The following is a 16,565-nucleotide window of genomic DNA, read 5'->3' as shown; positions in this document are numbered from 1 at the left end:
TCAACCGGCGCGTCCCTCACGCTGCGTGACACTTGTTCGACGTGGTGTCGAATGACATCGGTGCAGCTCTGTGGCCCGTGCCACACGACCGACCTCCGTACCCACGTCTCCAGATCACGTAACGGTCACGGCGTGTTTACATGGGCCCCGCCCGCTCCCCCGGGCACCAGCACACGTCCCTGTCCCCGACGGAAGTCAGGTGCATGACCGAGCTCCACCCCGACCGCCTCCTCGACGGAGGGACGACTGCGGACACCGCGGCCGGCACCCCCCTCCGGAAGGCAGCGGCGGCGTCGCCCGACCGGCGACCCGCTGACGCCGCGGAGGCCTCGAGGCCCACCCCCTACCGACGTCACGGGGAGACGTCGCCGACAGGGGAGTCCCGTCCCGCCCGCCGTCCGAGCCCCCGGCCGCGGCCGACGCCCCACCGGCGCACCGCCGCCGCTCCGGCACCCGCCGCCGACCTCGAGGTCCGCACCGTCGTCCTGACCGGCAACGTCGTCGTCACCGGCGACGTGGTCGTGACCGGCGGCGTGGTCGTCACCGGCGACGTCGTCGTCCGGGAGGTGTGCCCGGCCGAGCCGGTGACCGCCGCCGCCGACCTCGCCGAGCTGACCGAGGCCGCCGACGCCCAGGCGCTGGCCGCCGTCGCGGCCGGCCCCGTCGAGCTCCCCGGGGACACCGACACCGTCGATGACACGGACGCCGACGACACCGACGACGACACCGCCGACGACACCGCCGACGAGGCCGAACGGGTCCCGGTCACGGTCGTCGCCGGGCACGGCCGGCACCGGCAGATCGTCCGGCTGCTGCGGCTGCCGCACCGCCGCCCGGCGTTCTACCTCGCCGCCGCCCTGGTGGGCGCGGTCTGTGTCGGCTCCTCGATCGGCGACCGCGTCGCCCTGGCCGACGGCCCCGGGGCGGTCAGCCACTCGGTGAGCGTCGCCGAGGAGCTGGGCATCGGGGACCAGGACCTGCCGGCCGCCGCCGAGGCGGCGACCCTGCGCTCCGACGCCGCGCTGCTCGGCGAGGTGACCGCCAGCCGCAACGCCCGCGAGGCGGAGGAGGCCGCGGCCGCCCAGGCCCAGGCCGACGCCGACCGGGTGGTGCTGGAGGCGGCCGCCGCCGCGGCCGCGGAGGCCGCCCGGCCCAGAACCGTCCTGCCCGTGGCCGGCGCGCGGCTCACCAGCTCCTTCGGTTCGCGCTGGGGCACGCTGCACGCCGGCATCGACCTCGCCGCCCCCATGCTCACGCCCGAGTACGCCGCCGCCGACGGGGTCGTCCTCGAGGCCGGCCCGGCCAGCGGCTACGGCAACGTCGTCTACATCCAGCACGAGAACGGCGACGTCACCGTCTACGGGCACATGGAGGAGGTCCTCGTGCAGCCCGGCCAGGTGGTCCGCGCCGGCGACACCATCGCGCTGCTGGGCAACCGCGGTCAGTCGACCGGTCCGCACCTGCACTTCGAGGTGCACGTCGGCGGCCTCGGCGGCGAGAAGATCGACCCCATCCCGTGGCTGCGCGACCGCGGCGTCGCCATCTGAGTGAGGACCCCGCTGCCCCCCACCCCTCGCAGGCTCGGGGCGGGACCCTGCAGCGGGGCCGCCAGCAGGACCACGACGGCGCCCCCTCCCGGCAGGTCCGGGCAGGGGGCGCCGCCGTCGGGAGGACACTGCGGGGGGAGGTGGGCCGATGGGAGCCGGGCACGCGCACGGCCACTCGCACGGGCACGGCACCGCCGCGGGCGCGTCCCGCGGGCGGCTGGCCGTCGTCCTCGGACTGACGCTGGCGGTCCTCGTCGCCGAGGTCGTCGGCGCGCTGGTCTCCGGGTCGCTCGCGCTGCTCGCCGATGCCGGGCACATGGCCACCGACGCGCTCGGTGTGGGCCTGGCGCTCGGCGCGGTGACGCTGGCCCAGCGGCCCGCCCGCGGACGGCGCACCTTCGGCTGGCAGCGGGTGGAGATCCTCGCCTCGGTGGCCAACGGGCTGCTGCTCGCCGGTGTCGCGGTGGTGGTGGTGGTCGAGGCGGTGCGCCGGATCGGCGACCCGCCGGAGATCTCCTCCGGGGTCGTCCTCGCCGTGGCCGCCGTCGGCCTGGCCGCCAACCTCACCGGGCTGGCGCTGCTGCACCGCGGCCGCCGCGGCTCGCTCGCGGTCCGCGGCGCGCACCTCGAGGTGCTCGGCGACGCGCTCGGCTCGGTGGCCGTCCTCGTCGCCGCCGGCGTCGTCGCGCTCACCGGGTGGACGCCGGCCGACACGATCGCCGCGCTGCTCATCGGCTGCCTGGTGCTGCCGCGGGCCTGGGCACTGCTGCGCGAGTCCCTCGACGTGCTGCTCGAGGCCGCCCCGCGCGACGTCGACCTCGACGAGGTCCGGGCGCACCTCCTCGGCGTGGAGGGCGTCATCGGCGTCCACGACCTGCACGCCTGGACGATCACCTCGGGGCTGCCGGTGCTCTCGGCGCACGTCGTCGTCACTGACGAGGCGCTGGCGGCCGGCCACGGCGGCCGGGTCCTCGACGCGCTCGGCACCTGCCTGGGCGACCACTTCGACGTCGCCCACTGCACCTTCCAGCTCGAGGCCGAGACGCACGCCGGCCACGAGGCCCCCGTCCACGATTGAGGTCACGACCCAGGGCGCTCCCGCCGGTGGGACAGTGGGGAGCGCACGACGACCGGACTGGAGGCGCAGGTGGAGCACGGGCACCACTCGGGCATGTGGGTGCCCGGCGAGCCACCCACGTGGGGACGGGTGTTCCTGCCCCACCTCGACGCGTGGTCGGTGCTGCCGGTCCTGGCGCTGCTCGGCGTGCTGGCCTACGCCGTCGGCCTCGTCCGCCTGCGCCGCTCCGGGGTGGCCTGGCCGTGGTGGCGGACGGCGTCGTGGGTGGCCGGCTGCCTGTCCCTGTTCGCCGTCACCGGCACCTGGCTCAACGGCTACAGCATGGTGCTGTTCAGCGTGCACATGGCCCAGCACATGGTGCTGTCGATGGTGGCGCCGCTGCTGATGCTGCTCGGCCGGCCGGTGACGCTGGCGCTGCGGTCCCTGCCACGGGGCAGGGGAGTGGCCGGCGTCCCGCGGGCGCTGCTGCTCGACGCCCTGCACAGCCGGGTCGCGCGCTTCGTGTCGCACCCGGCCTTCACCCTGCCGCTGTTCCTGGTCAGCCTCTACGGCGTCTACTTCACGCCCGTCTTCGACGCGCTGATGAGCGACCCGTTCGGCCACCAGTTCATGCTCGCCCACTTCACCGTCACCGGGCTGCTGTTCTTCGGCCCGATCCTCGCCCAGGACCCGTGGCCGCGGCAGGTGGGTCACGGCGGCCGGATGCTCGAGCTGCTGATCCCGATGCCGCTGCACGCCTTCTTCGGCGTCGCGATCATGATGTCGTCGGCGCTGGTGGTGCGGACGTTCGCCGATTCGCCCGCCGGCTGGGGCGTGGACCCGCTGGCCGACCAGAACACCGCCGGCAGCATCGCCTGGTCCTTCGGCGAGGTGCCGACCGTGCTGGTGATGCTCGTCGTGCTCGCCAGCTGGATGGGCTCGGAGGACCGCCGCGGCCGCCGGATGGACCGGGCCGCCGTCCGCACGGACGACGCCGAGCTCGAGGCCTACAACGCCCGCCTCCGGCAACTGGCGGCCCGCTCCGGCTCCTGACCCGACGGGCTCCTGCCCCGACGGCTCCTGCCCCGACGGCTCCTGACACGCCGGCTGCCTGACACGACGGCGCCCGCGCCCCCGGCCGAGGACGCGGGCGCCGAGGTGAGCGGACCCACCCGACGTGGACGGGGCCGTCGCCGGCCGGGATGTCGTCCTTGGTCGCCTCGACGAGGAGCCCGGCGACGAGGGCGCCGACGACGAGCAGCGCCGCCGCCCAGCCGGCGCCAGCAGCGCGCCGAAGACGCCCTGCAGCGCGCGGGCGCCGAAGAGCATGGCCTCGTCCTGCGCCAGGCCGCCGAGTGCCGAGGCGACGGCGAACCCGGCCGCGCCGACCAGGTTGGGTGCGCTCGCGGCCCCAGAAGTCGGCGATGCGGCCGCCGAGCAACAGGAAGCCGCCGAAGGTCAGCGTGTAGGCGGTGACGATCCACTGCTGGGTCGCCGGGGTGATGCCCAGGTCGGCGGACACGGCGGGCAGCGCGATGTCGACGATCGTGGCGTCGAGGACGACCAGCAGGACGGTCACCGCGATGACGCCGAGGGCCGGCCAGCGCTTCTCGTAGGGCTCCGCGGCCGGGGTGTCCGGCCCGGCCGCAGGGGTGGACGACGGGTGGGTCATGAGGTCCTTCGGGGGTGGAGTGCAGGGGCCGAGATCGTCGGCCGAGGGAGCAACCCAGCCCCCTGCGACCATGGGGACGTGGCCGTATCGCTGGTGGTGACCGCCGACACGCACCTCCCCAAGCGGGCACGTGACCTGCCTCATGCCCTGTGGGCCGCGATCGAGGCCGCCGACCTCGTCGTGCACGCCGGCGACTGGGTCGACGTCGCCCTGCTCGACGCGCTGGAGTCCCGCGCCCGCGGCCTGCTCGCCGTGTACGGCAACAACGACCACGGGCCGCTGCGCGAGCGGCTGCCGGAGGTGGCGCGTGCCGAGGTCGGCGGCCTGCGCGTCGCCGTCGTCCACGAGACCGGCGACGCCAAGGGCCGGGAACGCCGCTGCGCCGACCGGTTCCCCGACACCGACGTCCTCTTCTTCGGCCACAGCCACATCCCGTGGGACACCACCACCGCGACCGGCCTGCGGCTGCTCAACCCCGGCTCGCCCACCGACCGGCGGCGGCAGCCCACCGGCACCTTCCTCACCGCCGTGGCCGACGCCGGGGTCCTGTCCGAGGTGGTCCTCCACCCGGTCGCCCGGTGACGGCGGTACCGACGGCGTCCCCGCCCGCCGCCCGCTGGCGCCACCTGCTCGTCGGCCTGACCGGCCTGGTCGCCGCCTGCGCGGCGCAGAACGGGCTGCCCTTCCTTACCGTGGCGCTGCGCGGGGAGGGGCTCACCCTGCCGCAGGTCGGCCTCCTGGTCGCCGCGCCCACCGCCGGCCTGGTCTGCGCGCTGCTCGCCTGGGGAGCCCTCGCCGACCGCTACGGCGAGCGCCTCGTGCTCTCCTGCGGCCTCGCGGTGGCCGCCGGCGCCCTGACCGGGGCCGCCCTGGCCGACGCCGCCGTGCCGACCGGCCTGTGGCTGCTGCTGGCCGGCGCCGGGAGCGCGTCGGTGCACGCCGCCAGTGGCCGGCTGGTGCTCGGCTGGTTCCCACCCGAGCAGCGCGGGCTGGCGATGGGCATCCGGCAGGCCGGGCAGCCGCTGGGCGTCGGCCTGGCCGCCCTGACGCTCCCGCGGCTGGCGGCCGACGGTCCCGGCGGCGCCTTCGCGTTCCTGGCGGCCGGGTGCGCGGTCACCGCGGTCCTCGTGGGCCTGCTGGTCCGCGACCCCGGCAGGCCCCCGCGGACCGACGGCGCGCCGCGGCCGGCCTCGCCCTACCGCAGCCCCGTCCTGTGGCGGGTGCACGCGGCCAGCACGCTGCTGGTGGTGCCGCAGTTCGCCGTCGCCGGGCTCGCCTTCGACTGGCTGGTACGCGAGGCGGGCTGGAGCGCGGCCGGGGCCGGCACCCTGCTGGCGGTAACCCAGATCGGCGGCGTCGCCGCGCGGCTGGGTGCGGGTGCGTGGTCGGACCGGGTGGGCAGCCGGCTCGGGCCCCTGCGGCAGGTGGCGGTCGCGGTCGCGGCGGTCGTCGGACTGCTGGCCGTCGTCGCCGCCCTGACACCGGACGTCCTCGGGTCTGCGGCAGCCGCGGCGGCAGTCGCCCTCGCGGCGATCGCCACGGTCAGCCCGAACGGGGTGGCGTTCACCTCGGTGGCCGAGCAGGCCGGGAGTGCGTGGGCCGGGCGGGCGCTGGGGGCGCACAACACCGCCCAGAACCTGGCGGCCGCCCTGACCCTCCCGCTGGCGGCGCTGCTGGCCGACAGCGGCCCCGGCTACGGCGCGGCCTTCGCGCTGGGCGCGGTCGCCGCCGCGGTCGCCGTCGCCGTCGTCCCCGGCCGAGTGGCCGAGCGGACTGCCGCCATCGCGGACGCCCGGTGAGCCGTCGGCCGTGGCCGCCGCGGGCGGTGGCCCTGCTTGCCTGCCCGGTCTGCGGTGCGCCGCTGTCGGCCCTGCCCGGGGACGCCGGCCTTCGCTGTCCCGCCGGCCACTCCTTCGACCGGGCGCGGCAGGGGCACGTGACGCTGCTGCCGCCCGGGCACACGCCGCCCACCGGTGACACCGCCGCGATGGTCGCCGACCGCGCGGAGGTCCTCGCCGCCGGCACGTACGCCGGGCTGACCCGGGTGCTGGCCGACGCGGTGGCCGCGGGGGAGGGGCCGGTGGACGCCGTCCTCGACCTCGGCGGCGGCACGGGACACCACCTGGCGGGCGTCCTCGACCGGCTGCCGGGCGCCGTGGGCGTGGTCCTCGACTCCTCGCGCTACGCGGCCCGCCGCGCGGCCGGGATGTCGCCCCGGGTCCTCGCGGTCGTCGCCGACACCTGGGCGCGGCTGCCCGTCCGCGACGCCGCCGTCGACCGGGCGACGGTGGTCTTCGCCCCGCGCAACGGCCCGGAGACCGCCCGGGTGCTCCGGCCCGGCGGCCGGCTCGTGGTGGTCACCCCCGCGCCCGACCACCTGGCCGAGCTCGTGCGGCCGCTGGGGTTGCTCCGGGTGGACCCGGACAAGGAGGCCCGGCTGGCGGCGTCCCTCGAGCCGCACCTGGTCCCGGCCGGGCGGGTGCGGCACCGCGAGGAGCTCGACCTGGACCGCGGCACGGTGGCCACGGTGGTGGGGATGGGCCCGCACGCCCGGCACCTGACGCCGGAGCGGCTGGCGGCCGCGGTCGCCGCACTGCCGCCGCGGGTGCGCGCGACCCTCGCCGTCGACGTCACGACCTGGACGGTCCCCGCGGACGCCGGAGGGGCCCGGCCGTGACGGCCGGGCCCCTCCGGGCACTGCTGTGCGGTGTCCCCGCCGCCGTGACGGCGACGGGAACGGGCGTCACCGGACGGCGCGGCTGCGTCCCCGGGTGGCGAAGACGTAGACCAGCAGCACCACGATGGCGCCGATGATCGAGCCGATGATCCCGGCGGTGCCGAGCTCGAAGCCCCTGCCGCTGATCAGGCTGCCGAGCAGGTTGCCGACGAGGGAGCCGACGATGCCGAGCACGATGGTCATCCCGATGCTCATCGACTGCTTGCCCGGGACGACGGCCCGCGCGATGAAGCCGGCGATCGCGCCGACCACGATCAGCACGATGATGTTCCAGAGGATCTCCACGATGGACCTCCCAAGCATGTGGCCGAGGTGGCCGGGCCCTGGCATCTCCAGGGACGGATGGTGCTGTTCCCGCGCTGAGCAGGGCGGAAACCCTCGTTGATCATGGCGTGACCCGATCGTGTCACGGGGTGACCGCCGGGGCCCGGCGTGCCTGCCCGGTCGGGCCCGACGGCCCCGCTGCGCACGGTCTAAGCTGCGGCCGTGACGATCGCGCCTGCACCGATCGTGAGCCGGCCCAGCCCGGCTCGCGAGGTCCAGCGGGGTGCGCGGCTCTCCAACCTGCTGCGGACCACGGACCACAAGACCATCGGCCTGATGTACATGGCCACCTCGTTCGCCTGGTTCATCGTGGGTGGCTTCATGGCCATGCTCATCCGCGGTGAGCTGGGCCAGCCCGGGCTGCAGTTCCTGTCCCCGGAGCAGTACAACCAGCTGGTCACCATGCACGGCACGATCATGCTGCTGATGTTCGCGACGCCGCTGTTCTTCGCGTTCTCGAACCTGATCATGCCGCTGCAGATCGGTTCTCCCGACGTCGCCTTCCCGCGGCTGAACGCCCTCTCGTTCTGGCTGTTCTTCTTCGGCAGCCTGATCGCCGTCTCGGGCTTCCTCACCCCGAACGGTGCCGCCGACTTCGGCTGGTACGCCTACGCCCCGCTCTCGGACGCGGTGCACAGCCCCGGCGCCGGCGCCAACATGTGGTTCACGGGCCTCGCCGTCAGCGGTCTGGGCACGATCCTCGGCGCGGTCAACTTCATCACCACCGTCGCCTGCCTGCGGGCGCCGGGCATGACCCTGTTCCGGATGCCGATCTTCACCTGGAACACCCTGGTCACCAGCCTGCTGGTGCTCTTCGCGTTCCCGATCCTCACCGCGGCGATCTTCGGGATGCTGGCCGACCGCAACCTCGGTGCGCTGATCTACTCGGACGAGAACGGTGGTCCGATGCTGTGGCAGCACCTGTTCTGGTTCTTCGGCCACCCCGAGGTCTACATCATCGCGCTGCCGTTCTTCGGCATCATCACCGAGATCATCCCGGTGTTCAGCCGCAAGCCGCTGTTCGGCTACAAGGGCATGGTCGGCGCGACCCTGCTGATCGCGGGTCTGTCCGTCACGGTGTGGGCGCACCACATGTTCGCCACCGGCGCGATCCTGCTGCCGTTCTTCTCCTTCCTGACGTACCTCATCGCCGTGCCGACCGGCATCAAGTTCTTCAACTGGATCGGCACCATGTGGCGCGGCCAGCTGACGTTCGAGACACCGATGCTCTTCGCTATCGGCTTCCTGGTGACCTTCCTCCTGGGCGGGCTCACCGGCGTCCTGCTGGGCAGCCCGCCGCTGGACTGGCACGTCAACGACAGCTACTTCGTCGTCGCCCACTTCCACTACGTCGTCTTCGGCACCGTGGTGTTCGCCGCCTACGGCGGCATCTACTTCTGGTTCCCGAAGATGGCCGGCCGGATGATGGACGAGCGGCTGGGCAAGCTGCACTTCTGGCTGACGTTCATCGGCTTCCACGCCACGTTCCTGGTGCAGCACTGGCTGGGCACCCAGGGCATGCCGCGCCGGTACGTCGACTACCTGCCCACCGACAACTTCACGACGCTGCACGTCATCTCGACGATCGGCTCGTTCGTCCTGGGCGCCAGCACCATCCCGTTCCTCTACAACGTGGCCAAGTCGTGGAAGTACGGCCGGCTCGCACTGCGCGACGACCCGTGGGGCCACGGCAACTCGCTGGAGTGGGCCACCTCCTCGCCGCCGCCGCGGCACAACTTCACCGAGATCCCGCGGATCCGGTCGGAGCGTCCGGCGTTCGAGGCGCACTACCCGCACCTCATCGAGCGACTGCACGCCGAGGCGCACGTCGGCAAGCGGCACGAGCCGTACGGCGGCGTGAGCGAACTCGCCAGCGGCACCGGTGCGCGTCAGGGCCCGAACGACCCCGACCCGTTCTGAGTGAGGGCCCCCTGCCCTCCTAGCCCTCGCGGAGCTCGGGCCCGGGGCTGCAGGAGGGCCACCCGCGATCTCACCAGCGACGCCCCGTCGGCTCCGGCCGGCGGGGCGTCGCCGCGTCCGGGGTCCCCGACCGGCCCGGGGAGCGGCCGGGGCGGTGCGGCACGATGGCGGCCGTGTCGCTCGACCCCGCTCCTCGCGTCCTGCCGCAGACCGCCACCCAGCGGCCCGGGGCGCTGCTCACCGTCACCGGCGCCGACCGGCCGGGAGTGACCGCCCGGCTCTTCGGGGCACTGGCGCAGGGCGACGACGGCGTGCCCCCGGTCGAGGTGGTCGACGTCGAGCAGGTCGTCGTGCACGGGCACCTCGTCCTCGGCGTGGTCGTCGGCGCGCTGTCGACGGACGAGGAGCCGGTGGACGAGGCCGCCTTCCTCGCCGGGCTCGGCCGCCTCGCCGACGACGTCGCGCTGGCCACCGGCGTCCGCGTCGAGGTGGAGCCCGCCTCCGACCGCGGCGTCCAGAGCGCGCCGGGCGGCCGGCCGCACCACGTCATCCTGCTCGGCCGACCGGTGCCGCCGTCCGCGGTCGCCGGCGCAGCCACGGCGATCGCGGGCGTCGGCGGCAACATCGACGCCATCCGGCGGCTGTCGGACTGGCCGGTGACCAGCCTCGAGCTGACCGTTTCCGGGGCCGGCGCCACCGAGCTGCGCACCGCGCTCGCCGCCGTCGCCGCGTCCTCCGGTGCCGACATCGCCGTCGAGCAGGTCGGACTGGCCCGGCGCAGCAAGCGACTGATCGTCCTCGACGTCGACTCGACGCTCGTGCGCGGCGAGGTCATCGACGAGCTGGCCGCGCGCGCCGGGCGGGCCGCCGAGGTCGCCCGGATCACCGCCGCGGCCATGAACGGCGAGCTGGACTTCGCCGAGTCGCTGCGGGCGCGCGTGGCCACGCTGGCCGGCCTGCCGGTCGAGGTCCTCGACGAGGTGCGCGAGCACCTGGAGCTGACCCCGGGCGCCCGCACGCTGATCCGCACGCTGCAGCGCCTCGGCTTCCGCTGCGGCATCGTCAGCGGCGGCTTCAGCCAGATCACCGACCCGCTGGCGGCCTCCCTCGGCCTGGACTTCGCCGCCGCCAACACCCTCGAGGTCGCCGACGGCCGGCTCACCGGCGGCCTGGTGGGCGAGATCGTCGACCGGCCGGGCAAGGCCCGGGCGCTGGCCCGCTTCGCCGCCGAGCACGGCATCCCGCTGGAGCAGACGGTCGCCGTCGGCGACGGCGCCAACGACCTCGACATGCTCAACACCGCCGGGCTGGGCATCGCCTTCAACGCCAAGCCCGTCGTGCGCGAGCAGGCGCACACCGCGTTGAACCAGCCCTACCTCGACGCCGTCCTGCAGGTCCTCGGCTTCACCCGGGACGAGGTGCAGGACGCGGTGTGATCTGCCGTCCTACCGGACGGCACCGCGGCCAGGTGCCGTCCCCCTGCGGCGCTGAGCCCTGCCCGGCCTTCGCTCGCGGGAGCCTCCGGCCCCCACTCCTCACGCCGCCGCGCAGGGCGGCTCACCTCACGAGGGCGGCACCGCGGCCAGGTGCCGTCCCCCTGGGGCGCTGAGCCCCTCCCCTCAGGGGCGGTGCACGGTGCCCTCCAGCTCGACGCCGGCGCCGCGCAGCTGGACGAGGGCGGCGTCGGTCGAGGCCTCGGCCACCCCGGCGGTCAGGGACAGCAGCACCCGGGTGCCGAAGCCCTCCGCCACGGCGTCGAGCGCGGTGGCGCGCACGCAGTGGTCGGTGGCGATGCCGACGACGTCGACGGCGTCGACCCCGCGCCCGCGCAGCCAGTCGGCCAGCGCCACGCCGTCGGCCCGGCCCTCGAAGCCGGAGTAGGCCGCCGCGTACTCGCCCTTGTCGAACACCGCCTCGATCGGCCCGCGGTCCAGCGACGGGTGCAGCTCGACCCCGCCGGTCCCGACGACGCAGTGCGCCGGCCACGTGTCCAGGTAGTCCGGCTGCTCGGCGAAGTGGCCGCCGGGGTCGACGTGGTGGTCCCGGGTGGCGACGATGTGCGCGTACCCGGTGGACCGCACGTGCACGCTGATCGCCCCGGCCACCGCGGCGCCTCCGGCCACGGCCAGGCTGCCGCCCTCGCAGAAGTCGTTCTGCACGTCCACCACGACGAGTGCGCGCGTCATCCCGGTTCCTCCCGTCATGCCGTCACCGTCTCCAGTGCCGGTTCCCCGCGGGACAGCGCCCATGCCTCCGGCGGCAGCGCCTCGCGGACCCGGCGGTGGTGCGCCACCGCGGCGGAAAGCGCACCGGACGGCGACGACGGCGCCACCACCTCCCCGCCGCGCACCAGGGGGACCACCAGCTGCCGGTCGCCCTCGCGCGGCTCCACGGGCCCGCTCGTCACCACCTCGGCGGTCGCCGTGCCGTCGGGGTCGTGCCGCCGGACGGCGGACTTGCGGCCGCCGACGGAGTTCTTGCCCTCGGAGCGCTTGGCCACCGGGAGACCGTCGCGCTCGACCAGCTTGTAGACCATCCCGGCGGTCGGGGCGCCGGAGCCGGTGACCAGCGAGGTGCCCACGCCGTAGCCGTCGACCGGTGCGGCCATCAGGCCGGCGATCGCGTACTCGTCCAGGTCGCTGGTCACGATGATCCGCGTCCCGGTCGCGCCCAGGTCGTCGAGCTGTCGGCGGGCGGCGCTCGCCAGGGTCGGCAGGTCGCCGGAGTCCAGCCGGATGGCGCCCAGCTGCGGCCCGGCCACCTCCACGGCGGTGGCGATGCCCTTCGCGACGTCGTAGGTGTCCACCAGCAGCGTGGTGCCGACACCGAGGGTGTCGACCTGCGCGCGGAAGGCGGCGGACTCGTCGTCGTGCAGGAGCGTGAACGCGTGCGCGCTGGTGCCCGTCGTCGGTACCCCGTACCGCCGGCCGGCCTCGAGGTTGGAGCTGGCCACGAAGCCCACGAGGTGGGCGGCCCGCGCCGCGGCGACGGCGGCCTGCTCGTGCGTGCGCCGCGAGCCCATCTCGATGCACGGCCGCTCGCACGCCGCGCCCACCATCCGCGCGGCGGCCGAGGCGATCGCGCTGTCGTGGTTGAGCACCGAGAGCACCAGCGTCTCGAGCAGGACCCCCTCGGCGAAGGGCGCGCGCACGGTGAGCACCGGCGAGCCGGGGAAGAACAGCTCGCCCTCGGCGTAGCCGTCGACGTCACCGGAGAAGCGGAAGCCGGCCAGCCAGTCCAGCAGCCGGGGATCGGTGAGGCCCTGCTCGCGCAGCGCGGTGAGCTCGGCGTCGCCGAACCGGAAGGACGGGAGCTGCTCGAGCAGGCGGCCGGTGCCGGCGACGACGCCGTAGCGGCGGCCGTGCGGCAGGCGCCGGGCGAAGACCTCGAAGACGCAGTCGCGGTCGGCCGTGCCGTCGGCGAGGGCGGCGGCGACCATGGTCAGCTCGTACCGGTCGGTGAGCAGCGCGGGACCCGTCGGCATGGGACGGGACTCTAGGTCGGCCGCCGTGCCGTCACCCGCGGAGCCGGGGGAGGGGCCGTCCTACAGTGGTCGGGTGGCCGGACCCCTGGCGCCGACACGGACGCCCGAATCCACGGTCGAGGAGACCGCAGACCTCGACCGGCCCTGGGTCACCATCGTCTGGAACGACCCGGTGAACCTGATGACCTACGTGACCCACGTGCTGCGCGAGCTGTTCGGGTACGACGAGCCGACGGCGACCACGCTCATGCTGCAGGTGCACAACGACGGCAAGGCGGTGGTCAGCTCCGGCCCGCGCGAGCGGATGGAGCACGACACCAGCCGGCTGCACGCCTACGGCCTGTGGGCCACCTACCAGAAGGACGCATGAGACCGTTCCGGCCCAAGCGCGGTGACGTCGTCGCCCGGCTCGAGCCGGCCGAGGCCGGCGTCCTCGGGCTGCTGCTCGACCAGCTCGAGCAGCTACTCACCGCCGACGCCGACGACGTCGACGGCGACCCGGTCATGGCGCGGCTGCTGCCCGCCGGGCACCGCTCCGACCCGGAGATCGCCGCGGACTACCGGGAGCTGACCGAGTCGGCGCTGCGGTCGGGGAAGACCGACGACCTGGCCGCCGTGCGGGCGAGCCTGCCGGCCGACGGCGGTGAGGTGCGGCTGGACCGCGACCAGGCCGGTGCGTGGCTGCGCACCACCAACGACCTGCGGCTGGCGCTCGGCGAGCGGATCGGGATCACCGAGGAGACCGAGCCGCCCGAGGACCCCGCCGGCGAGGAGGGCCAGCAGCTGGCCGTCTACTACTGGCTCACCGCGCTGCAGGGGTCGCTGGTCGACGCGGTCGCCGCCGGCCGAAGGTGAGCACCACGAGGGTCGCGAGCAGCAGGTCGAGGACGAAGAAGACCAGCACCAGGCTGGGCAGCTCCAGGTCGCGGACCATCGCGCCGACGGCCGAGACGAGGGTGACGGCCGACAGCGCCAGCACCAGGAGCAGCAGCAGCGACCGCGCGGTGACCAGCAGGGCGAGCGAGCGGCGGTCGGCGCCGGCGTCGCTGCTGAAGTGCCCGGTCCGGGAGGTCAGCCCCCGGATCCCCAGCCAGAGCGCCGGCAGCGCGACGACGACCACGCCGGCCACCATGATCAGCTCGAGCACCACGAGACCGCACCGTAGCCGGTCGGCGACCGCGGGTGTCCGCCCCCGGTCGGGCGACCGTCGTCCCGGTGGCCCGAGCGCGCCGCCTAGACTGGAAGCGTGCTGCGCATCGACCGCGCGACCTACGACGCCATCGTGGCCCACGCCCGGGAGGACCACCCGGACGAGGCCTGTGGCGTCGTCGCCGGCCCCGAGGGCAGCGACCGTCCCGAGCGGTTCATCCCGATGCTCAACGCCGCCCGGTCGCCGACGTTCTACGAGTTCGACTCGGCCGACCTGCTGCGTCTCTACCGGGACATGGACGACCGGGGCGAGGAGCCGGTGGTCGTCTACCACTCGCACACCGCGACCGAGGCATCCCCGTCGCGGACCGATGTCAGCTACGCGTCGGAGCCCAACGCCCACTACGTGCTCGTCTCCACCCGGCACCACGGCCGGGAGACCGGCCTGGCCGGTGACGAGGTCGAGTTCCGCAGCTTCCGGATCGTCGACGGCGAGGTGAGCGAGGAGGACGTCGAGGTCGTCGAGTCCTACCTGTTCGGCCACTCGCCGACCACCGTCGTCTACGACTGAACCGTCGCTGTGCCGCCGGGCACGGAATCCCCGGCGGCGGGCGGGCGTTGCCCGCACCGACACGCGCTCACGCCGGGCGCCCCCGCACGTCCCCACCCTCCCGAGGAGAACCGCACGCCATGGCCATCGAGGTCCGGATCCCGACCATCCTGCGCACCCACACCGGCGGCAACAAGACCGTCGAGGGCAGCGGGGACACCCTCGGCGCGCTCGTCGACGACCTCGACGCCCAGCACCCGGGCATCAAGGGCCGCCTCGTGACCGAGGAGGGCAAGCTGCACCGCTTCGTCAACGTCTACGTCAACGACGAGGACGTGCGGTTCACCGGCGCCCTGGACACCGCGGTCAAGGACGGCGACTCGGTCACCATCCTCCCGGCGGTCGCCGGCGGCTGCTGAGGCAGTCCCCGTCCGCCCGTCCCCCCTCGTCCCGGGAAGAGCTCTGCCATGGCCCGCTTCAACTCCCTCGTCGACTCCCTCGGCGGCACCCCGCTGGTCGGGCTGCCGAGCCTGTCGCCGACCTCCGACGTGCGGCTGTGGGCCAAGCTCGAGGACCACAACCCCACCGGGTCGATCAAGGACCGCGCCGCGATCTCGATGATCGAGGCGGCCGAGAAGGACGGGACGCTCACGCCGGGCGCCACCATCCTCGAGCCGACCAGCGGCAACACCGGCATCTCGCTGGCGATGGTGGCCCGGCAGCGGGGCTACAAGCTGATCTGCGTCATGCCGGAGAACACCTCGGTCGAGCGCCGGCAGCTGCTGGAGATGTACGGCGCGAGGATCATCAGCTCGCCGGCCGCGGGCGGCTCCAACCAGGCCGTGGCGATGGCCAAGGAGATGGCCGCCGCGCACGACGACTGGGTGATGCTCTACCAGTACGGCAACCCGGCCAACGCCGAGGCGCACTACACCGGCACGGCCCCGGAGATCCTGACCGACCTGCCCTCGATCACCCACTTCGTCGCGGGCCTGGGCACCACCGGCACGCTCATGGGTTGCTCGCGCTACTTCCGCGAGCACAAGCCCGGCGTCCAGGTGATCGCCGCCGAGCCGCGCTACGGCGAGCTGGTCTACGGCCTGCGCAACATCGACGAGGGCTTCATCCCCGAGCTCTACGACCCCGAGCTGCTGGACTCCCGCTTCTCCGTCGGGCCGGAGGACGCCGTCCACCGCACCCGGCAGCTGGTCGAGCGCGAGGGCATCTTCGCCGGCATCTCGACCGGGGCGATCCTGCACGCCGCGCTCGGGATCGCCGACCGCGAGGTCGCCGCCGGCCGCAAGGCCGACATCGTCTTCATCGTCTGCGACGGCGGCTGGAAGTACCTGTCCACCGGCGCGTACGCGGGCACCGTCGAGGAGGCCACCTCCGCACTGGAGGGCCAGCTCTGGGCGTGAGCAAGGACCACCCTGCCCCCCGCCGCTCGCAGGCTCGCGGCGGGACCCTGCAGGGCGGCCGCATCCCCGCCCGGGGCCTGCTGTTCGACAACGACGGCGTGCTGGTCGACTCCGACGCCGCCGTCGTCACCTCCTGGTCGCGCTGGGCGGTGGAGCACGACCTGGACCCCACGGGCGTCCTGGCCGTGGTGCACGGGCGCCGGGCCGCCGACACCGTGGCCGACCTGGTGACCGGGCCGCGGCGGGCCGAGGCGGCCGCGCTCATCGACCGCTACGAGCTCGAGGACGCCGGCACGGTGCCCGCCGTCGCCGGTGCCGCCGACCTGCTGGCGTCCCTGCCGCAGGACGTCTGGGCCGTCGTCACCTCCGGCACCCCGGCGCTGGCCACCGCCCGGCTGCGCGCCGCCGGCCTGCCGCTGCCCGGCGCGATGGTCACCGGCCACGACGTGCGCACCGGCAAGCCCGACCCCGAGGGCTACCTGCTCGGCGCCCGGCTGCTCGGCCTGCGGCCCGAGGACACCGTGGTGCTCGAGGACGCCCCCGCGGGCATCGCCGCCGGCCGCGCCGCGGGTGCCCGCGTCGTCGGGGTAGGAGAGCGGGCGGTCGGCACCGGGGCCGACGTCGTCGTCCGGGACCTCACCGGGCTCCGCTGGGACGACGGCGTCCTCACGGTGGCCGCCGGATCGGTCCTGCCGGACGGCTAGCCT

18 protein-coding genes and 1 pseudogene are annotated in these 16,565 nt (G+C 74.8%); 14 read left to right on the top strand and 5 right to left on the bottom strand.

From position 1 onward, the window contains the following. Nucleotides 1-203 precede the first annotated feature (203 nt). The 3 genes from BM414_RS15500 (at nucleotide 204) to BM414_RS15490 (ending at nucleotide 3,657) form a co-directional block, all read left to right on the top strand. Nucleotides 204-1,547 (top strand): M23 family metallopeptidase, encoded by a 1,344-nt coding sequence (locus BM414_RS15500; protein WP_093580602.1) that lies wholly within the window; start codon nucleotides 204-206, stop codon nucleotides 1,545-1,547. Nucleotides 1,548-1,695: 148 nt separating this feature from the next. Continuing rightward, entirely contained in the window at nucleotides 1,696-2,625 is a 930-nt protein-coding gene (locus BM414_RS15495; protein ID WP_093580600.1) for a cation diffusion facilitator family transporter, read from the top strand. A 69-nt stretch (nucleotides 2,626-2,694) separates the two neighbouring features. Further along, complete coding sequence (locus tag BM414_RS15490) at nucleotides 2,695-3,657, top strand: cytochrome c oxidase assembly protein (protein ID WP_093580598.1); 963 nt, start codon at nucleotides 2,695-2,697, stop codon at nucleotides 3,655-3,657. A 406-nt stretch (nucleotides 3,658-4,063) separates the two neighbouring features. Here the strand turns inward: BM414_RS15490 and BM414_RS30840 are convergent. After that, nucleotides 4,064-4,276, bottom strand: a pseudogene (locus BM414_RS30840) (MFS transporter); the annotation flags it as partial. 78 nt (nucleotides 4,277-4,354) lie between these two features. Here BM414_RS30840 and BM414_RS15480 point away from each other — a divergent pair. From BM414_RS15480 to BM414_RS15470, 3 genes are read left to right on the top strand one after another with little or no spacing between them, the layout of a single operon-like run. Next, nucleotides 4,355-4,858, top strand: a complete 504-nt coding sequence (locus BM414_RS15480) for a metallophosphoesterase family protein (protein WP_093580596.1) — start codon at nucleotides 4,355-4,357, stop codon at nucleotides 4,856-4,858. Beyond that, nucleotides 4,855-6,075, top strand: a complete 1,221-nt coding sequence (locus BM414_RS15475; protein ID WP_093580594.1) for an MFS transporter — start codon at nucleotides 4,855-4,857, stop codon at nucleotides 6,073-6,075. Before BM414_RS15480 ends, BM414_RS15475 begins: the two co-directional genes overlap by 4 nt. A 26-nt stretch (nucleotides 6,076-6,101) precedes the next feature. Then, entirely contained in the window at nucleotides 6,102-6,953 is an 852-nt protein-coding gene (locus BM414_RS15470) for a putative RNA methyltransferase (protein ID WP_425432356.1), read from the top strand. 66 nt (nucleotides 6,954-7,019) lie between these two features. Here the strand turns inward: BM414_RS15470 and BM414_RS15465 are convergent, their stop codons facing one another. Next, nucleotides 7,020-7,298, bottom strand: coding sequence for a GlsB/YeaQ/YmgE family stress response membrane protein (locus BM414_RS15465; protein WP_245784758.1), 279 nt, complete (start codon nucleotides 7,296-7,298; stop codon nucleotides 7,020-7,022). Between the two features lie 201 nt (nucleotides 7,299-7,499). On the opposite strand from BM414_RS15465, the gene ctaD reads away from it, so the two are divergent. Further along, complete coding sequence (ctaD, locus tag BM414_RS15460) at nucleotides 7,500-9,257, top strand: aa3-type cytochrome oxidase subunit I (protein ID WP_093580590.1); 1,758 nt, start codon at nucleotides 7,500-7,502, stop codon at nucleotides 9,255-9,257. A 173-nt stretch (nucleotides 9,258-9,430) separates the two neighbouring features. Beyond that, nucleotides 9,431-10,693 carry a phosphoserine phosphatase SerB gene (serB, locus tag BM414_RS15455; protein ID WP_245784757.1) on the top strand — a complete coding sequence of 421 codons (1,263 nt, stop codon included), beginning with the start codon at nucleotides 9,431-9,433 and terminating at the stop codon, nucleotides 10,691-10,693. A 183-nt stretch (nucleotides 10,694-10,876) separates the two neighbouring features. Here serB and BM414_RS15450 read toward each other — a convergent pair whose 3' ends face one another. Together BM414_RS15450 and BM414_RS15445 are read right to left on the bottom strand one after the other, a co-directional pair. Continuing rightward, the gene (locus BM414_RS15450) at nucleotides 10,877-11,443 is read right to left on the bottom strand and encodes an isochorismatase family protein (protein WP_093580586.1); all 567 of its coding nucleotides are present in this window, start codon (nucleotides 11,441-11,443) and stop codon (nucleotides 10,877-10,879) included. A 14-nt stretch (nucleotides 11,444-11,457) separates the two neighbouring features. After that, nucleotides 11,458-12,741, bottom strand: coding sequence for a nicotinate phosphoribosyltransferase (locus tag BM414_RS15445; RefSeq protein WP_093580585.1), 1,284 nt, complete (start codon nucleotides 12,739-12,741; stop codon nucleotides 11,458-11,460). A 73-nt stretch (nucleotides 12,742-12,814) separates the two neighbouring features. On the opposite strand from BM414_RS15445, the gene clpS reads away from it, so the two are divergent. Next, a complete protein-coding gene (gene clpS / locus BM414_RS15440) occupies nucleotides 12,815-13,111 on the top strand; it encodes an ATP-dependent Clp protease adapter ClpS (RefSeq protein ID WP_093580583.1) in 297 nt (98 codons plus the stop codon). Continuing rightward, a complete protein-coding gene (locus tag BM414_RS15435) occupies nucleotides 13,108-13,596 on the top strand; it encodes a DUF2017 family protein (RefSeq protein WP_093580581.1) in 489 nt (162 codons plus the stop codon). Before clpS ends, BM414_RS15435 begins: the two co-directional genes overlap by 4 nt. Here BM414_RS15435 and BM414_RS15430 read toward each other — a convergent pair. After that, nucleotides 13,544-13,891, bottom strand: coding sequence for a hypothetical protein (locus tag BM414_RS15430; protein ID WP_093580579.1), 348 nt, complete (start codon nucleotides 13,889-13,891; stop codon nucleotides 13,544-13,546). The two genes, BM414_RS15435 and BM414_RS15430, sit on opposite strands and share 53 nt — an antisense overlap. Before the next feature lie 96 nt (nucleotides 13,892-13,987). Between BM414_RS15430 and BM414_RS15425 the strand changes: the two genes are divergently transcribed. The 4 genes from BM414_RS15425 to BM414_RS15410 all read left to right on the top strand — a co-directional run bounded on the left by BM414_RS15425 (nucleotide 13,988) and on the right by BM414_RS15410 (nucleotide 16,562). Then, entirely contained in the window at nucleotides 13,988-14,461 is a 474-nt protein-coding gene (locus tag BM414_RS15425; protein WP_093580577.1) for a M67 family metallopeptidase, read from the top strand. 119 nt (nucleotides 14,462-14,580) lie between these two features. Further along, nucleotides 14,581-14,859 carry a MoaD/ThiS family protein gene (locus BM414_RS15420; protein WP_093580575.1) on the top strand — a complete coding sequence of 93 codons (279 nt, stop codon included), beginning with the start codon at nucleotides 14,581-14,583 and terminating at the stop codon, nucleotides 14,857-14,859. A gap of 48 nt (nucleotides 14,860-14,907) precedes the next feature. Next, nucleotides 14,908-15,858, top strand: a complete 951-nt coding sequence (locus BM414_RS15415) for a PLP-dependent cysteine synthase family protein (protein ID WP_093580573.1) — start codon at nucleotides 14,908-14,910, stop codon at nucleotides 15,856-15,858. Further along, nucleotides 15,855-16,562: an HAD-IA family hydrolase gene (locus BM414_RS15410; protein WP_217644739.1), complete on the top strand. Its 708-nt coding sequence runs from the start codon at nucleotides 15,855-15,857 to the stop codon at nucleotides 16,560-16,562. Before BM414_RS15415 ends, BM414_RS15410 begins: the two co-directional genes overlap by 4 nt. Nucleotides 16,563-16,565: the final 3 nt, after the last annotated feature.

The organism is Geodermatophilus amargosae, from assembly GCF_900116515.1.
GTDB classification, from domain to species: domain Bacteria; phylum Actinomycetota; class Actinomycetes; order Mycobacteriales; family Geodermatophilaceae; genus Geodermatophilus; species Geodermatophilus amargosae.
This window is presented reverse-complemented; position numbering and strand designations above follow the sequence as displayed.

Coding starts and splice junctions, on each gene's coding strand:
- BM414_RS15500 (WP_093580602.1), top strand. CDS start 204: ATGACCGAGCTCCACCCCGACCGCCTCCTCGACGGAGGGACGACTGCG.
- BM414_RS15445 (WP_093580585.1), bottom strand. CDS start 12,741: ATGCCGACGGGTCCCGCGCTGCTCACCGACCGGTACGAGCTGACCATG.
- BM414_RS15450 (WP_093580586.1), bottom strand. CDS start 11,443: ATGACGCGCGCACTCGTCGTGGTGGACGTGCAGAACGACTTCTGCGAG.
- BM414_RS15435 (WP_093580581.1), top strand. CDS start 13,108: ATGAGACCGTTCCGGCCCAAGCGCGGTGACGTCGTCGCCCGGCTCGAG.
- BM414_RS15420 (WP_093580575.1), top strand. CDS start 14,581: ATGGCCATCGAGGTCCGGATCCCGACCATCCTGCGCACCCACACCGGC.
- BM414_RS15495 (WP_093580600.1), top strand. CDS start 1,696: ATGGGAGCCGGGCACGCGCACGGCCACTCGCACGGGCACGGCACCGCC.
- BM414_RS15415 (WP_093580573.1), top strand. CDS start 14,908: ATGGCCCGCTTCAACTCCCTCGTCGACTCCCTCGGCGGCACCCCGCTG.